The sequence below is a fragment of the Bradyrhizobium viridifuturi genome (assembly GCF_001238275.1).
Lineage (GTDB): Bacteria > Pseudomonadota > Alphaproteobacteria > Rhizobiales > Xanthobacteraceae > Bradyrhizobium > Bradyrhizobium viridifuturi.
On the sequence record NZ_LGTB01000029.1, the window covers coordinates 45,784 to 60,453 of the forward strand.

General features: G+C 64.4%; 14 protein-coding genes and 2 pseudogenes. 12 read left to right on the plus strand and 4 right to left on the minus strand.

Translation table 11 applies throughout. The features are described from left to right. Nucleotides 1-140: 140 nt before the first annotated feature. Both ALC15_RS24995 and ALC15_RS25000 read left to right on the plus strand, forming a co-directional pair. Nucleotides 141-374 (plus strand): hypothetical protein, encoded by a 234-nt coding sequence (locus tag ALC15_RS24995; RefSeq protein WP_050629555.1) that lies wholly within the window; start codon nucleotides 141-143, stop codon nucleotides 372-374. Between the two features lie 64 nt (nucleotides 375-438). Next, nucleotides 439-1,168: pseudogene (locus tag ALC15_RS25000) on the plus strand (glutathione S-transferase family protein). On the opposite strand, the gene ALC15_RS25005 reads toward ALC15_RS25000, so the two are convergent. Next, nucleotides 1,165-1,800: a pyridoxamine 5'-phosphate oxidase family protein gene (locus ALC15_RS25005; RefSeq protein WP_050629556.1), complete on the minus strand. Its 636-nt coding sequence runs from the start codon at nucleotides 1,798-1,800 to the stop codon at nucleotides 1,165-1,167. The pseudogene ALC15_RS25000 and the gene ALC15_RS25005 sit on opposite strands and share 4 nt — an antisense overlap. A 106-nt stretch (nucleotides 1,801-1,906) precedes the next feature. Between ALC15_RS25005 and ALC15_RS25010 the strand changes: the two genes are divergently transcribed. After that, nucleotides 1,907-2,800, plus strand: coding sequence for a LysR family transcriptional regulator (locus tag ALC15_RS25010; RefSeq protein ID WP_050629557.1), 894 nt, complete (start codon nucleotides 1,907-1,909; stop codon nucleotides 2,798-2,800). Here the strand turns inward: ALC15_RS25010 and ALC15_RS25015 are convergent. The 3 genes from ALC15_RS25015 to pobA all read right to left on the minus strand — a co-directional run bounded on the left by ALC15_RS25015 (nucleotide 2,797) and on the right by pobA (nucleotide 5,168). Further along, nucleotides 2,797-3,252: a PaaI family thioesterase gene (locus ALC15_RS25015; protein WP_050629558.1), complete on the minus strand. Its 456-nt coding sequence runs from the start codon at nucleotides 3,250-3,252 to the stop codon at nucleotides 2,797-2,799. The genes ALC15_RS25010 and ALC15_RS25015 overlap by 4 nt on opposite strands. A 120-nt stretch (nucleotides 3,253-3,372) precedes the next feature. After that, nucleotides 3,373-3,951: a glutathione S-transferase family protein gene (locus ALC15_RS25020; RefSeq protein WP_050629559.1), complete on the minus strand. Its 579-nt coding sequence runs from the start codon at nucleotides 3,949-3,951 to the stop codon at nucleotides 3,373-3,375. A gap of 47 nt (nucleotides 3,952-3,998) precedes the next feature. Then, on the minus strand, nucleotides 3,999-5,168 hold the full coding sequence (gene pobA / locus ALC15_RS25025) for a 4-hydroxybenzoate 3-monooxygenase (RefSeq protein ID WP_050629560.1): 1,170 nt from the start codon (nucleotides 5,166-5,168) through the stop codon (nucleotides 3,999-4,001). Nucleotides 5,169-5,438: 270 nt separating this feature from the next. Between pobA and ALC15_RS25030 the strand changes: the two genes are divergently transcribed. From ALC15_RS25030 to ALC15_RS25070, 9 genes and pseudogenes are all read left to right on the plus strand, one after another. Beyond that, nucleotides 5,439-6,473 carry a TRAP transporter substrate-binding protein gene (locus ALC15_RS25030; RefSeq protein WP_050629561.1) on the plus strand — a complete coding sequence of 345 codons (1,035 nt, stop codon included), beginning with the start codon at nucleotides 5,439-5,441 and terminating at the stop codon, nucleotides 6,471-6,473. A 211-nt stretch (nucleotides 6,474-6,684) separates the two neighbouring features. After that, complete coding sequence (locus tag ALC15_RS25035; protein WP_035652977.1) at nucleotides 6,685-7,194, plus strand: TRAP transporter small permease; 510 nt, start codon at nucleotides 6,685-6,687, stop codon at nucleotides 7,192-7,194. 6 nt (nucleotides 7,195-7,200) lie between these two features. Continuing rightward, nucleotides 7,201-8,517: a TRAP transporter large permease gene (locus tag ALC15_RS25040; RefSeq protein ID WP_050629562.1), complete on the plus strand. Its 1,317-nt coding sequence runs from the start codon at nucleotides 7,201-7,203 to the stop codon at nucleotides 8,515-8,517. A gap of 4 nt (nucleotides 8,518-8,521) precedes the next feature. Further along, nucleotides 8,522-8,983 (plus strand): DUF3237 domain-containing protein, encoded by a 462-nt coding sequence (locus ALC15_RS25045; protein ID WP_050629563.1) that lies wholly within the window; start codon nucleotides 8,522-8,524, stop codon nucleotides 8,981-8,983. Nucleotides 8,984-9,410: 427 nt separating this feature from the next. Continuing rightward, nucleotides 9,411-10,205, plus strand: coding sequence for a crotonase/enoyl-CoA hydratase family protein (locus tag ALC15_RS25050; RefSeq protein WP_050629564.1), 795 nt, complete (start codon nucleotides 9,411-9,413; stop codon nucleotides 10,203-10,205). Further along, nucleotides 10,202-12,072 (plus strand): annotated as a pseudogene (locus ALC15_RS25055) (feruloyl-CoA synthase). The gene ALC15_RS25050 and the pseudogene ALC15_RS25055 overlap by 4 nt, the downstream one beginning before the upstream one ends. 20 nt (nucleotides 12,073-12,092) lie before the next feature. Beyond that, nucleotides 12,093-12,854 (plus strand): SDR family NAD(P)-dependent oxidoreductase, encoded by a 762-nt coding sequence (locus ALC15_RS25060; protein WP_050629565.1) that lies wholly within the window; start codon nucleotides 12,093-12,095, stop codon nucleotides 12,852-12,854. A gap of 63 nt (nucleotides 12,855-12,917) precedes the next feature. Then, on the plus strand, nucleotides 12,918-13,337 hold the full coding sequence (locus ALC15_RS25065; protein ID WP_050629566.1) for an acyl-CoA thioesterase: 420 nt from the start codon (nucleotides 12,918-12,920) through the stop codon (nucleotides 13,335-13,337). A 145-nt stretch (nucleotides 13,338-13,482) separates the two neighbouring features. Further along, nucleotides 13,483-14,634 carry an ABC transporter substrate-binding protein gene (locus ALC15_RS25070; RefSeq protein ID WP_050629567.1) on the plus strand — a complete coding sequence of 384 codons (1,152 nt, stop codon included), beginning with the start codon at nucleotides 13,483-13,485 and terminating at the stop codon, nucleotides 14,632-14,634. Nucleotides 14,635-14,670 lie beyond the last annotated feature (36 nt).

Genomic DNA, 14,670 nt, shown 5'->3' on the forward strand with positions numbered 1-14,670 from the left:
GGTCTTGACGACTGTCTTGACGGATCTCGCGGTGTCTCGACGCGTCGCCTTTTCGCGCCCCCTGTCACTGCTGCTGACAGCATGTTGGCAGCAGCTGGGGGCTATATCAGGACAACACCTCAAGTGAAGGGAATTTGTCCATGACGAATCTTGATGAACTCGGTTTCCGGCAAGCGCAGAGCTTCGCACTGGAACAACTGGTCACGGTCTACTCCACCTCCGGCGACCTGCGCTGGGCCCTGGTCGCGCTGATCGCACAGTCGGTCAGCACGGTCTGGTCCTACGGGCGGGCACGGCTGGTCAAGCGGGTTCGCGAGGCGGTTCGCCGCCTCGCGCCCGCAACCCCGCTCGGCAGTGAATGCCACTACTGCTGACACCATGCTGGCAGCAGGGGACAGCTAGCTTCAATTCACGACCACAGGCGATCGGGAGCTTCATATGATTACGCTTTTTGGCTTTGGCACGGGCTTCGGGCTGCCGGAAATCAGCCCCTTCGTGACCAAGACCGAGGTCCAGCTCAAGATGGCCGGGCTTGCCTACACCAAGGAAAAGGCGATGCCGCCGGCCTCTCCCAAGGGCCAGCTGCCGTTCATCGTCGACGACGGCGAGACGATCGCCGATTCGACCTTCATCCGCGCCCATATCGAGGGCAAATACGGTTTCGATTTCGATGCGCCGCTGAGCCTGCAGGCGCGCGCAGGCCTGGGCTTTCGAGCGCATGATCGAGCATCACGTCTACTGGGCGCTGGTCGGCGCGCGCTGGGTCGACGATACCAATTTCGCCAAGGGACCCGCGCATTTCTTCGACGGCGCGCCCGATCATCTGCGCGACAAGATGCGCGAGGACGCCCAGTTCCGCGTCGCCGAGAACTATCTGTTGAGCGGGCTTGGCCGCCACGGCCCCGACGAGGACGTCGATGTCGCCATGCGCTCGCTGTTTGCGCTCTCGGTGCAACTCGGCGACAAGCCCTATCTGATGGGCAACGCACCTTGCGGCTCGGACGCCACTGCATTCGGCGCGCTCGCGGGGATCCTGACGCCGTTCTTCGATTCGCCGCTGCGCGAGCGTACCGAGAAGTTCGACAATCTCACCGCCTATGTCGGCCGGATGATGCAGCAGTACTATCCGGAGTTCGCCTGGGCGCCGCTGCAGCAGCAGGCAGCTTAGGTCGGCACAGCAGGCGCGGGCTGGCCCTTTAATGCGGCGAGCTCCGCCTCGAGCTCGGCGATGCGCTGATCGCGCGCGGCGAGGGCTTGTGCCACATCGGCGGCGTCGAACTTCTGCGGAATGTGTTGCGGGCAGTTGGTGTCCCACGCCGCGACCTTGAACATGATCACCTGCTCGGGACGCGCGCGATAGCCCTGCGGCATCAGCGCGCGTGTCAGCGCCGGATCGTCCTCCACGACCCGCGCCTCGCCCCACAGCTTGACGCGGCGGCGATGCGCATAGTCCATCACGAAGATATAGGCCTTAGGATTCTCCGAGAGATTGCCTTGCGTGATGAATTGCCGGTTGCCGCTGTAATCGGTGAACGCGATGGTGTGCTTGTCGAGCACCTTGATGAAGCCCTTCGGCCCGCCGCGATGCTGGATATAAGGCTGTCCGTCCGCCGAGGCGGTCGCGAAATAGAAGCTGTTCACCTCGCCGAGGAAGCCTGCGAGGTTCTCGTCGATCTCGGTGCGCCAGCCGCCGTGCGCCTCGACCTCGGCATAGGTATCGCGCGACCCCTTGCGGGTCTGGATCGCCTTGACCGCCGGGGTGAAGGCGACGTCGCTGGGATAGGTGTGGGCATCGGACATCTTGGCCTCCCGAAACGGGCGTCCTGCCACCACAACATGGACGTTTCCGTATCGTAAGCAATCTTGTGAATTGACACTTCACTGTTGCCGATTATGCAATAGTTCCATGGACCGGATCGATGCCATGCAGGCCTTCGTCGCGGTGGCGGACCTCGAGGGGTTTGCCCCTGCCGCCCGCAAGCTCGGCCTGTCGCCATCCGCCATCACCCGGCTGATCGCGGCGCTGGAGGAGCGGCTCGGCGCGCGGCTGCTGCAACGGACGACGCGGCAGGTGACGCTGACCGACGCCGGCTCGCGCTATCTGGAGCGGGCGCGGCGGATCCTCGCCGATGTCGAGGAGGCTGAGGACGCGGTGGAGAGCGAGCGCACCCGCCCCGAAGGGCGCCTCGTGATCTCGGCGCCGTTCGGCTTCGGCCGGCTGCATGTCAGCCCGGTCGTCTCCGCCTACCTGAAGCGCTATCCCGATGTCGGCGTCGACCTGCGGCTGTCGGACCGCCGGATCAACCTCGTCGAGGACGGCGTCGACCTCGCGGTCAGGCTCGGGCACCTGCCGGATTCGACTCTGGTGGCGCGGCATGTCGGCCAGATGCGCCGCATCGTGGTGGCCTCACACGGCTATCTCAAGCTCCGCGGCGAGCCGAAGCGGCCGGCAGACTTGACCTCCCATGACACGATCCAGTTCGGCGCCATGACCGCGACGCCTGACTGGCGCTTCGTGGAGGACGGCCAGGAGATCCGCATCACCCCGACGCCGCGCTTCACCAGCAACAGCTCGGATTCCGCCATCCAATTCGCCGAGCAGGATGGCGGGCTGACCCGGGTGATGGCCTACCAGGCCGCCGAATCGCTGAAGGCGAAGCGGGTCCGAATCGTGCTCGCCGCGTTCGAGCAGCCGCCGGTGCCGATCCATGTCGTCTATCCGACATCCCGGCTGCTGTCGGCGAAGGTGCGGACCTTCATCGATCTCGTCACCGAGATCACCGACTGGCATTTCAGCTAGCTCACCGGCGGCTTCTTCGGCACCACGCGGAAGGTGCCGCTGGCGCGCGCGATCGTCACGCTATCGGCCTTGATCAGGCTCTGCGCGAAGCAGATCGTGCTGCCGGTCTTGATCACGTCGCTCTCGATCGCGAGCCACTGCCCGACATTGGCCGAGCCGACGAAATCGACCGTCAGCGAGATCGTCACATACGAGGTGGTCCAGCCGGTCGCCTGGCCGCAGCTATAGCCCATCGCATTGTCGGAAAGTGCCGCGATCAGTCCGCCATGGATCAGGCCGCGGCCGTTGGTGTGCGGTCGGGCCAGCCGCAGGCCGATGATGACGGACCGCTCGGTCTTCTTCTGGTAGAGCGGCTCCCACGGCTCGGTGAGCGGGCTCTTGCGGAACAGCGGCTCGAAGCCTTGCGGGATGTCTTGGGGAATGTCGGGAGCAAGTTGCGTTTCGGTGGTCATCTGAATCTCGCTTATGACGTTGGGTTGACGCCATTGAATGCGATGTCGATGACGGTTTCACCGCCTACAAAGTTTTAAACGGCATTTGCGCGGGTGTTTGAAAGCACCGACGCGCGGCCGCTACGCCGGCAATTCGTAGCCGACTTCGCTCTCGATCTCGATCGTCTTCTGCACCGCCGGTCGCGCCATCATTCTCTCGTAATGCGCCGTGAGGTTTGGAAACGTCTCCGGCGGCAGCTTGACCGAATTGGCGAGCCGCCAGTACAGGCGGAACAGATGGATGTCGGCGACCGAATAGCTGCCGATCGCCCAGCCGTGACCGAGACGGCGGTCGGCGATGCCCCAGACGGTCTTCGCGTAATCGAGCCCGCGCGCCCTTGCGGGATGCAGCGTGGAAGCGATGAACGACATCCACGACAGCGCCTGCGCCTCGGCCTCGAGATTGTCGCGCGGCAGCAGGTTGGCCTCAGGAAAGCGCCGGGCGAGATAGAACAGGATCGCCGCCACCTCGGTCAGCGGCCGGCCGTCGATCACGAGCGTCGGGACCTTGCCCTCCGGATTGAGTGCGAGATAGTCGGGGGCCTGCATGTCGTTGCGCTTGAACGACATCGGCCGGGCTTCGAAACCCGTACCGATCTCGTGCAAGGCGATGTGCACCGCCATCGAGCTGGCGCCCGGTGCGAAGTACAGTGTGAACATGGTGGCTGCTCCCGGAACCTTGAGACGCCAGCCTATTCCATCATCGCCTAGAACGGCAGCCCTACATAGTTCTCCGACAGCGAGGTCGACGCCGCCTTCGAGCTGACGAGGTAGTCGAGTTCGGCGATCTGGATGCGCGCGGCGAATTCGCCCTCGTCGGGGAATTTGTGCAGCATCGAGGTCATCCACCAGGAGAAGCGCACCGCCTTCCAGACCCGCGCCAGCGCCCTGGCCGAATAGCCGTCGAGGCCGGCGGAGGATTTCTCGTCGTAATATTCGCGCAGCGCTTGCGACAGATAGTGCACGTCGCTGGCCGCAAGGTTCAGGCCCTTGGCGCCGGTCGGCGGCACGATATGCGAGGCGTCGCCGGCCAGGAACATGCGGCCGAACCGCATCGGTTCGGCGACGAAGCTGCGCAGCGGCGCGATGCTCTTTTCGATCGAGGGGCCGGTGATGATCTCATCGGCGGCCTTCTGGTCGAGCCGCCGCTTCAGTTCGTCCCAGAACCGCTCGTCCGACCATTGGTCGACCTGATCGTCGAGCGGGCACTGCACGTAGTAGCGGCTGCGATGGGTCGAGCGCATCGTGCACAGCGCAAAGCCTCGCTCGTGGTTGTTGTAGATCAGTTCCGGCGAGACCGGCGGCGTTTCCGAGAGGATGCCGAGCCAGCCGAACGGATACACCCGCTCATAGCTGGTGATCGCCGAGGCCGGAACGCTGGCCCGGCTGATGCCATGGAAACCGTCGCAGCCGGCGATGAAATCACAGGCGATTTCATGGGCGACGCCGTCCTTGACGTAGCTGACGCGCGGATGATCGGTGTCGAAGTCGTGCGGTTTGACGTCGGCGGCGGAGTAGATCGTGGTCAGGCCGGCGGCCTTGCGGGCGTTCATCAGGTCGAGCGTGACTTCGGTCTGGCCGTAGATCGTGACGGTTTTGCCGGTCGCCGCATGCATGTCGATGCGGTGCCGCGCGCCGCCGAAGGCCAGCTCGACGCCGTGATGCACCAGGCCTTCCTGGTGCAGCCGGGCGCCCGCGCCGACGCTGTCGAGCAATGACACCGTGCCTTCCTCGAGCAGGCCGGCGCGAATCCGCCCCAGCACGTAGTCCGGGGTCTGCCGCTCGAGAATGACGTTGTCTACGCCGAAAGTATGAAGTAGTTGCCCAAGCAACAGTCCGGCCGGACCTGCGCCTATGATTGCTACTTTTGTCCGCAATACCTGCTCCTCCCGATCGGATAGGCTTGAGTCGGGCGCCCCGCGCCGGGCGGACACCGTCAACTTGCCATGGCAACTATATCATATAACAGGTTTGGCAAGGCCGATTTGCCGCGGACTGCTTTCGCCGCATCGCAAGATGCCGGAGCGGCCGGGTGCGACGAGGCGTCCGCCCCGCATATTCCGTCTTGAATATGCGGGCGAATTAGATAACATGTTAAGTAACGAGACCGGGCAAGAAGCCCGCCGTCATGGAGAGGAGGAGGCGTGATGAGGAAAACAGTGCTGGCGCTGCTGATGGCAGCCGCCGTCATACCGGCCGCGGGTCCCGCCATTGGACCTGCCCTGGCGCAGGACAAGACCGTCAATCTCAAGGTGTCGCTCTGGGTGCCGCCGGCGCATCCGCTGGTGCCGGCGACGCAGGCCTGGGCCGCCGACATCGAGAAGGCATCGGGCGGCACCATCAAGGTCACCGTGTTTCCGTCCGAGCAGCTCGGCAAGGCGTTCGACCATTACGACATGGCGCGCGACGGCATCGCCGACGTCACCTATGTCAATCCCGGCTATCAGCCCGGCCGCTTCCCGATCGCGGCTGCGGGCCAGCTCCCGTTCGTGTTCTCGGACGGCAAGAAGGGCACGCTGGCGCTGAACGAATGGTACCACAAATACGCACCGACCGAGATGAAGGACACCAAGCTCTGCTTCGCCTTCATCCATGATCCGGGCGCGCTGCACGGCAAGAAGAAGATCGTGCTGCCGAGCGACCTCTCCGGCGTCAAGGTGCGGCCCGCGCAGAGCACCATCGGCGAGATGGTGAAGATGTTCGGCGGCACCAATGTGCAGGCCTCCGCGCCGGAATCGCGTGACGCGATCGAACGCGGCGTGGCCGACGAGATCACCTTCCCCTGGGGCTCGATCTTCCTGTTCGGCATCGACAAGGTGGTGAAGTACCACATGGACGTGCCGCTCTATACGACGGTGTTCACCTACAACATCAATCTCGCCAAATACAATTCGATGTCGGACGCCCAGAAGAAGGTGATCGACGATCACTGCACGCCGGAATGGGCCTCCAAGGTCACCGATCCCTGGACCGATTTCGAAGCCAACGGCCGCACCAAGATGAAGGCGCTGCAAGGCCACGAGGTCTATCCGCTGACCCCTGATCAGCTCGCCGAGTGGAAGAAGGCGGTCAAGCCGCTGCGCGACAGCTGGGCCGAGGCGGTGAAGAAGGCCGGCGGCGATCCGGAGAAGATCGAGGCCGATCTGCAGGCCACGCTGAAGAAGTACGAGGCGGGGATCTAGGCGACTTCGTCATTCCGGGATGCGCCACTTGGCGCAGACCCGGAATCCTTACTCACTATCGTGGTTATGGATTCCGGGCTCGCGACTTCGTCGCGCCCCCAGGTGCGCAATTGCGCACCGAGAATGACGAGCCGCGGGAAGCGAAGATCAAATCATGGCCGCGAATTCCGAAGTCACCCAGGACGGCGCGATCACCGGTCCACCCGAGCCGGTGCGCAAGAATTTCATGGACCGTTTCATCGATTCGATCGAATGGGTTGCGGCCTTCTTCGTCGGCGTCGTCGCGCTCAACACCTTCACCGCGGTGTTCATGCGCAAGTTCTTCGCGGTGACGATCCCCGACTACTACAATTTCGGCCAGTTCCTGCTCGGCATCCTGATCTTCTGGGGCATAGCGGCGACGAGCTATCGCGGCACCCACATCACCGTGGACCTGGTCTGGGCCAATGCCTCACCGCGCTATCAGCGCTGGATCGACATCTTCGCGACGTTGGTGCTGCTGTTCGTGGTGAGCGTGCAGACCTACACGCTGGTCGACAAGGTGATCGACACCAGGAACAGCCATATCGTGACGATGGACCTCGGCGTCCCGGTCTGGCCGTTCTTCCTGGTGTCGTGGATCGGCGACGTCTCGGCCGTGCTGCTGATCGCGATCCGCACCTACCGCCTGATCTTCCATCCGGAAGATATCCACGATGCCAAGATCAAGACGGCGGAGTAGACGGCCATGAGTCTTGATCTCAGTCCCGAGGCCGTCGCCGTCGTCGGCTTTGTCTGCCTGTTTGCGCTGATGCTGCTGCGCGTGCCCGTCGGCATGGCGATGGGCCTCGTCGGCATCACCGGCTTCGGCTATCTCACCGGCTTTGCCCCCGCGCTGAAGCTGGTCGGCCAGACCACGATGCGCACGGTGACGGATTATTCGTTCGGCGTGATCCCGATGTTCCTGCTGATGGGCGCTTTCGTGTCCGTCTCGGGCATCAGCCGTGAGCTGTTCCGCGCCGCCAACACCTTCGTCGGCCATTGGAAGGGCGGGCTCGGCATCGCGACCATTGCGGCCTGCGGCGGATTCGCCGCGATCTCGGGCTCGTCGGTCGCCACCGCCGCGACCTTCTCGGCGGTGGCCTACCCCGAGATGCGCCGCTTCGGTTATCCGCAGTCGTTCGCGACCGGCGTGATCGCGGTCGGCGGCACGCTGGGGGCGATGCTGCCGCCGTCCACCGTGCTCGCGGTCTACGGCATCATCACCCAGCAGGACATCGGCAAGCTGTTCATCGCCGGCGTGGTGCCGGGCCTGCTTGCGATCCTGATGCACATGATCACGATCGGCATCATCGGCGTGACGCGGCCGGGCTTCCTGCCGGCGGGAAAGAAGGCATCGTGGCACGAACGCTTGATGGCGCTGCGCGACGTCTGGTCGCCGCTGCTGCTGTTCCTGTTCGTGATCGGCGGCCTCTATGGTGGCTTCTTCGTGCCGACCGAAGCCGGCGCGGTCGGCGCGGTCGGTGCCTTCATCATCGGCCTCCTCCGTGGCAAGCTGACCAAGGACGGCATCCTGCAATCGCTGCTGCAGGCGACGCGCACCGCGGCTGCGGTGTTCACCGTGCTGATCGGCGCGCTCTGCTTCGGCTATTTCCTGACCATCACCCAGACGCCGCAGCACGTCACCGAATTCCTCACCGGGCTCGGCATCGGACCCTATGGCGTGCTGGCACTGATCCTGATGATGTATCTGGTGCTCGGCTGCCTGATGGACGCGATGGCGATGGTGATCCTCACCGTGCCGATCGTGTTCCCGGTGGTGACCGCGCTCGGCTTCGACCCGATCTGGTTCGGCATCATCATCGTCATGACGGTCGAGCTCGGGTTGATCCATCCGCCGGTCGGGATGAACGTGTTCGTGATCAAGAGCGTGATCAAGGACGTCAACATGTCGACGATCTTCGTCGGCGTGCTCCCGTTCGTGATCACCGACCTGATCCGACTGGTGATCCTGATCCTTTTCCCGCTGCTCGCCACCTGGCTGCCGCAGCGCATGATAGGCTAGGCGGATGAGCCCGGAACTCCACACCAAGTATGTCTTCACCATCACCGCCCGGATCGCGGAAGTGACGTCCGCCGGCGATATCGGCACCGGCGTCCGCCGCATCATCCCGATCATCGGCGGCGACGTGAAAGGCAAGGGGATCAACGGCAAGGTGCTTCCCTTCGGCGCCGACTTCCAGATCATCCGGCCCAATGAGCTGATCGACCTCGAGGCCAAATACGCCTTCGAGACCGACGACGGCGCCGTCGTCTATGTCGAGAACAAGGGAATCCGCTTCGGGCCGGTCGAACTTCTGCAGAAGCTGAAGCGCGGCGAGCCGGTCGATCCGAAGCTGATCTATTTCCGCACCGTGCCGAAATTCGAAACCGGCGCCGAAAAATACCGCTGGCTGATGGAGCGCATCTTCATCGGTTCCGCCGCTCGCCACGCCGACCGCGTCGTGATCGACGTGCATCAGGTGTTGTGAGGCTTTAGGCAGGTTCGTCGCGCCCGCACGAGACGAAAAGCAAAGCTCGGACTATTCACGTCGCGAGATTGCGAGGCGTGGCCCACCCACACCGTCATCGCCCGGCTCGACCGGGCGATCCGGTACGCCTCGGCCTCTCGGCGCAAGCACTGCTGCCTCTGGAATACTGGAAACCCGCTTTCGCTGGTGATGACACCGCGTTGTTGGACATCTTGAATCGAGCGCCATTTTCACGTCGTCCTGGCGAAAGCCAGGACCCATTACCCCCAATCCCAATTGTCGCGCGCGTCGATGCCACGATGCCATTCATCATCAAGTGCGGTGGTTATGGGTCCTAGCTTCGCCAGGACGGCGATCGTGAACCCATATTGACTCCTGCGATGATAGTTATAAAACATAACTATTCTGAACAGGAAACAATAACGCCATGGGAAACGCTGCCGACGCGGGTGACGCCTCGCTGCTCAGGATCGAGACGCGAGGGGCGGTGCTGACCGTCGGGCTGAACCGGCCCGCCAAGCGCAATGCGCTGAACGATGGCATTATCCTGGCGCTGCGGGACTGTTTTTCTGCCATCCCTGAGGAAATCGGCGCGGTGGTCATCCACGGCGTCGGCGACCATTTCTCGTCCGGCCTCGATCTCTCCGAACTCACCGAGCGCGACGCCACCGAGGGGCTGGTGCATTCCCAGATGTGGCACCGCGTGTTCGACCGCATCCAGTATTGCCGAGTGCCTGTCATCGCCGCGCTGAAGGGCGCGGTGATCGGCGGCGGGCTGGAGCTGGCCTGCGCGGCGCATATCCGGGTTGCCGAGCCGTCGGCCTATTTCGCGCTGCCGGAGGGGCAGCGCGGCATCTTCGTCGGCGGCGGCGGGTCGGTGCGGCTGCCGCGCCTGATCGGGGTGCCGCGGATGGCGGACATGATGCTGACCGGCCGGGTCTACTCGGCGACCGAAGGTGCGGCCTACGGCTTCTCGCAATACCTCACCGAAGCAGACGGCGCATTGCCCAAGGCGCTGGAGCTCGCCGAGCGCGTTGCCGCCAACGCGCCGTTGACCAATTTCGCGGTGTTGCAGGCGCTGCCGATGATCGCCGAGGCCAATCCGCAGACCGGCCTCCTGATGGAATCGCTGATGGCGACGGTGGCGCAGAGCGACAAGGAAGCCAAAAAGCGGATCCGCGCCTTTCTGGATCGCAAGACCGCCAAGGTGAAGCCGACATGAGCGTCACGACGTCTGCATCAGCTGCGAATGCGCATCCGCTGCGTCCGATCTCGTTCGGCAATCCCGACGTCACCGTCGAGCGCCGCGCCGACGGCACCATCTATCTCCGTCCCAAGCTCAGGCTCGCCGACTTTCCTGTGCGCCTCACCGACCGGCTGCATCACTGGGCGGCGACCGAGCCGAACCGCGTGTTCATGGCCGAGCGTGCTGCCGATGGCGGCTGGCGCCAGATCACCTACGCGCAGCTGTTCGAGGCCACGCGGCGCATCGCCTCCGCGCTGCTCGCGCGCGGATTGTCGAGCGAGCGGCCGATCGTGATCCTGTCGGGCAATTCGATCGATCACGCGCTGATCGCGCTCGGCGCGCTCTATGCCGGCATTCCGTTCTGCCCGGTCTCGCCGGCCTACTCGCTGGTGTCGCGCGACTATGGCAAGCTCAGCTTCGTCATCAAGCTGCTGACGCCCGGCCTCGTCTTCGTCGACGACGCCGACAGATTCGCCGAAGCACTGCGCGCCAACGTCGGACCCGATGTCGAGATCGCGGCAAGCCGCGGCGCGGTGCCTGGCCGCGACGTGACGCGGCTCGCCGATCTCATGGCGACGCCGGAAGACGGCGGCCTCGACGCGACCCACGCGGCCGTCGGTCCGGATACGATCGCGAAATTCCTGCTGACCTCGGGATCGACGGGCAATCCCAAAGCCGTCATCAATACCCAGCGCATGATCTGCGCCAACCAGGTGATGCTGCGCGAGACGCTGGCGTTCCTCAAGGACGAGCCGCCTGTCATCGTCGACTGGCTGCCGTGGAATCACACCTTCGGCGGCAACCACAATGTCGGGCTGACGCTGTTCAACGGCGGCTCGATGTATCTCGATGAGGGCAAGCCGATGCCCGGCGGCATCGAGGAGACCGTACGAAACCTGCGCGAGATATCGCCGACGGTCTATTTCAACGTGCCCAAGGGCTATGAAACGCTGCTGCCCTATCTGCGTGACGACGCCGACTTGCGCGCGAAATTCTTCCACCGGCTGCACGCCATGTTCTTCTCCGGCGCCGCGCTGTCGCCATTCGTCTGGAACAGCCTCGACGCGCTCGCGGTGCAGGAGAAGGGCTATCGCGTGCCCATGCTGACCGGGCTCGGCGCCACCGAGACCTCGCCGTTCTTCATGTCGGTACGTCCCGATACCAGCCGCTCCGGCCATGTCGGCTTGCCGGTGTCGGGCAATGACGCGAAGCTGGTGCCCAACAACGGCAAGCTCGAGGTCCGCGCCAGGGGCCCGAACGTGACGCCGGGCTACTGGCGGCAGCCCGAGCTGACCGCCAAGGCGTTCGACGAGGAGGGCTTCTACAAGTTCGGCGATGCGTTGAAGCCCGCCAACCCCGGTGATCTTGATGCCGGCTTTGATTTCGATGGCCGCATCGCCGAGGATTTCAAGCTGGCGAGCGGCACCTGGGTCAGCGTCGGGCCGTTGCGGGCGCGCTTCGTCGGTACCTGCGCGCCGCTGGTGCGTGACGTCGTGATCGCGGGAATCAATCGCGACGAGCTCGCGGCGATCGTGATTCTCGATCTCGATGCTGCCGCCTGATCAATCCGAAGCTTGCCGGCAACGACATCGCGGCCGCGGCCAACGATCCGCTGGTGCGTGCCGCCTTCCGCGAGCGCTTCGCGCGTGTGCTTGCGAGCGCCACCGGCTCGTCGAACCGGATCGCGCGGGCAATCCTGCTCGACACGCCGCTGTCGATCGATCGCGGCGAGGTCACCGACAAGGGCTCAATCAACCAGCGCGCGGTGCTGGAGCATCGCACTGAAACAATCGAAGCGCTTTATGCGCCGGTGCCGCCGGCATCGGTGATCACGTCAGTCTGACTCTCGAAGAGGAGCACGTCATGCAATTGAAGGATCTGGCCGCCATCGTCACCGGCGGTGCATCGGGATTGGGCGCGGCGACCGCGCGCCTTCTGGCCGCGCAGGGCGCCAAGGTCGCGGTCTGCGACCTCAACGCCAAGCTTGCCGAGAGCGTCGCGGCCGAGATCGGCGGCATTGCCGTTGTCTGCGACGTCGCCGATGCCGCGGCCGCCGAGGCTGCCGTCGCAGCCGCCGCCAAGGCGCACGGCCCTGCGCGCGTGCTGGTAAATTGCGCCGGCATCGGCGTTGCAAAGCGCGTGATCGGCCGTGAGGGGCCCATGGCGCTCGCCGACTTCGACAAGGTTATCAAGGTCAATCTGATCGGCTCCTTCAACATGCTGCGGCTTGCGACTGCCGAGATGTCGAAGCTCGAACCGCTCGCGACCGGCGAACGCGGCGTCGTGATCTCGACGGCTTCGGTCGCGGCCTATGACGGCCAGATCGGGCAGGCGGCGTATTCGGCCTCGAAGGGCGGCATTGTCGCGATGACCCTGCCGATCGCGCGCGAGCTCGCGCAATTCGGCATCCGCGTGCTGACGATTGCGCCCGGCCTGTTCATGACGCCCTTGCTGGCCGGCCTGCCGCAGGAAGCACAGGATTCGCTCGCCGCCGCGATCCCGTTCCCGCGCCGGCTTGGCCAGGCCGACGAGTTCGCCTCGCTGGCGTTGCACATGATCGGCAATCCCTATCTGAACGGCGAAGTGGTGCGGCTCGATGCCGCGCTCCGGATGGCGCCGCGCTGACGCATGATCCGGAGGCGCATGAGGCGCGCCTCCGGATCGCCCATGCTCAATCGAGGATAAACCATGTTCGTCAATCGGCGTGACGTGCAGATCCAGTGGGGCGATTGCGACCCTGCCAACATCGTCTATTACCCGCGCTACTTCGCGATGTTCGACGACTCGACCTCGATCATGTTCGAAGCGGCCGGTTGCTCGAAGCAGGACCTGGTTCACAAATACGGCCTGGTCGGCATTCCCATGGTCGACACGCGGGCGAAATTTCACATCCCGTCGACCCACGGCGACTGGATTACCATCGAGAGCCGGATCGAGAGCATCAAGCGCTCGAGCTTCGAGGTGGTGCACCGCGTGTTCAAGGGCGAGGCGCTGGCGATCGAGGCGTTCGAGACCAGGGTGCTGGTTGGCCGCCATCCGGACGATCCGGCCCGGCTGAAATCGGCGCCATTTCCGCAGGAGATCATCGACCGCTTCATGAAGGGCTGACTTGCGACCCCTCATGACTCGACTTTTGGAGCATGATCTTCTCGGAAAACCGGTTTCCACTTTTCCAGATCATGCTCTAAAGAAGGGGCTGAATTGGCCCGCAAAACCGGATTAAACCAAAAAACTTATCCGCAGGGAGGAATGAATGAGGAAGGCCACTCTCGCCGCCGCGGCGCTCGCAGCTGTCATCGCGCTGCCGGGCGCGCCCGCACTGGCGCAGACCAGTGAAATCACCATCGGCATCTCGATCTCGACCACCGGCCCCGCCGCGGCGCTCGGCATCCCCGAGCGCAACGCGCTCGATTTCGTGCCGAAGGAGATCGGCGGCGTACCGCTGAAGCTGATCGTGCTCGACGACGCCGGTGATCCGACGGCGGCAACCACCAACACGCGGCGCTTCGTCACCGAGTCCAAGGCCGACATCATCATGGGCTCCTGCATCACGCCGACCACGATCGCGGTGTCGACGGTCGCCAACGAGGCCGGCATCCCGCATCTCGGCCTCGCGCCGTTCCCGATCAACGACGCCCGCGCGAAATGGTCGGTCGACCTGCCGCAGTCGATCCCGATCATGGGCAAGGTGCTCTACGAGCACATGAAGGCGCACAACATCAAGACCGTCGGCTATATCGGCTATTCGGATTCCTACGGCGATCTCTGGGTCAACGACTTCAAGGCGCAGGCCGTGCCGATGGGCCTGACCATGACCGACGAGGAGCGCTTCGCGCGTCCGGATACTTCGGTGGCGGGCCAGGTGCTGAAGCTCGTCGCTGCCAATCCCGACGCCATCCTGGTCGGTGCCTCCGGCACCGCCGCGGCGCTGCCGCAGACCGCGCTGCGCGAGCGCGGCTACAAGGGCCTGATCTACCAGACCCACGGTGCCGCCACGATGGACTTCATCCGCATCGCGGGCGCATCGGCGGAAGGCGTCATCATGTCGGCTGGTCCGGTCATGTCGCCGGAAACCCAACCGGACAGCGCGCTGACCAAGAAGCCCGGGCTCACGCTGAACGCGGCCTATGAAGCCAAGTATGGCGCCAACAGCCGCAGCCAGTTCGCCGGCCACTCCTACGACGCCTTCGAGGTGCTGAAGCGCATCATCCCGACCGCACTGAAGACCGCCAAGCCCGGCACGCCGGAATTCCGCGAGGCGATCCGCCAGGCCTTCCTCTCCGAGAAGGAGATCGTCGCGTCCCAGGGCGTCTACAACTGGACCGAAAAGGACCGCTACGGCCTCGACGACCGCTCGCGCATCCTGCTGACGGTCAAGGACGGGAAGTACGTCCCGGCGATGTGAGCCGGTCGCGTTCCCGCGAAATGAACAAGCCGGTCC

Bases quoted from the DNA above. Each gene is read 5' to 3' on its own strand.
- ALC15_RS24995 (WP_050629555.1), top strand. From the start codon at position 141: ATGACGAATCTTGATGAACTCGGTTTCCGGCAAGCGCAGAGCTTCGCA.
- ALC15_RS25005 (WP_050629556.1), bottom strand. From the start codon at position 1,800: ATGTCCGATGCCCACACCTATCCCAGCGACGTCGCCTTCACCCCGGCG.
- ALC15_RS25010 (WP_050629557.1), top strand. From the start codon at position 1,907: ATGGACCGGATCGATGCCATGCAGGCCTTCGTCGCGGTGGCGGACCTC.
- ALC15_RS25015 (WP_050629558.1), bottom strand. From the start codon at position 3,252: ATGACCACCGAAACGCAACTTGCTCCCGACATTCCCCAAGACATCCCG.
- ALC15_RS25020 (WP_050629559.1), bottom strand. From the start codon at position 3,951: ATGTTCACACTGTACTTCGCACCGGGCGCCAGCTCGATGGCGGTGCAC.
- ALC15_RS25030 (WP_050629561.1), top strand. From the start codon at position 5,439: ATGAGGAAAACAGTGCTGGCGCTGCTGATGGCAGCCGCCGTCATACCG.
- ALC15_RS25040 (WP_050629562.1), top strand. From the start codon at position 7,201: ATGAGTCTTGATCTCAGTCCCGAGGCCGTCGCCGTCGTCGGCTTTGTC.
- ALC15_RS25045 (WP_050629563.1), top strand. From the start codon at position 8,522: ATGAGCCCGGAACTCCACACCAAGTATGTCTTCACCATCACCGCCCGG.
- ALC15_RS25050 (WP_050629564.1), top strand. From the start codon at position 9,411: ATGGGAAACGCTGCCGACGCGGGTGACGCCTCGCTGCTCAGGATCGAG.
- ALC15_RS25060 (WP_050629565.1), top strand. From the start codon at position 12,093: ATGCAATTGAAGGATCTGGCCGCCATCGTCACCGGCGGTGCATCGGGA.
- ALC15_RS25065 (WP_050629566.1), top strand. From the start codon at position 12,918: ATGTTCGTCAATCGGCGTGACGTGCAGATCCAGTGGGGCGATTGCGAC.
- ALC15_RS25070 (WP_050629567.1), top strand. From the start codon at position 13,483: ATGAGGAAGGCCACTCTCGCCGCCGCGGCGCTCGCAGCTGTCATCGCG.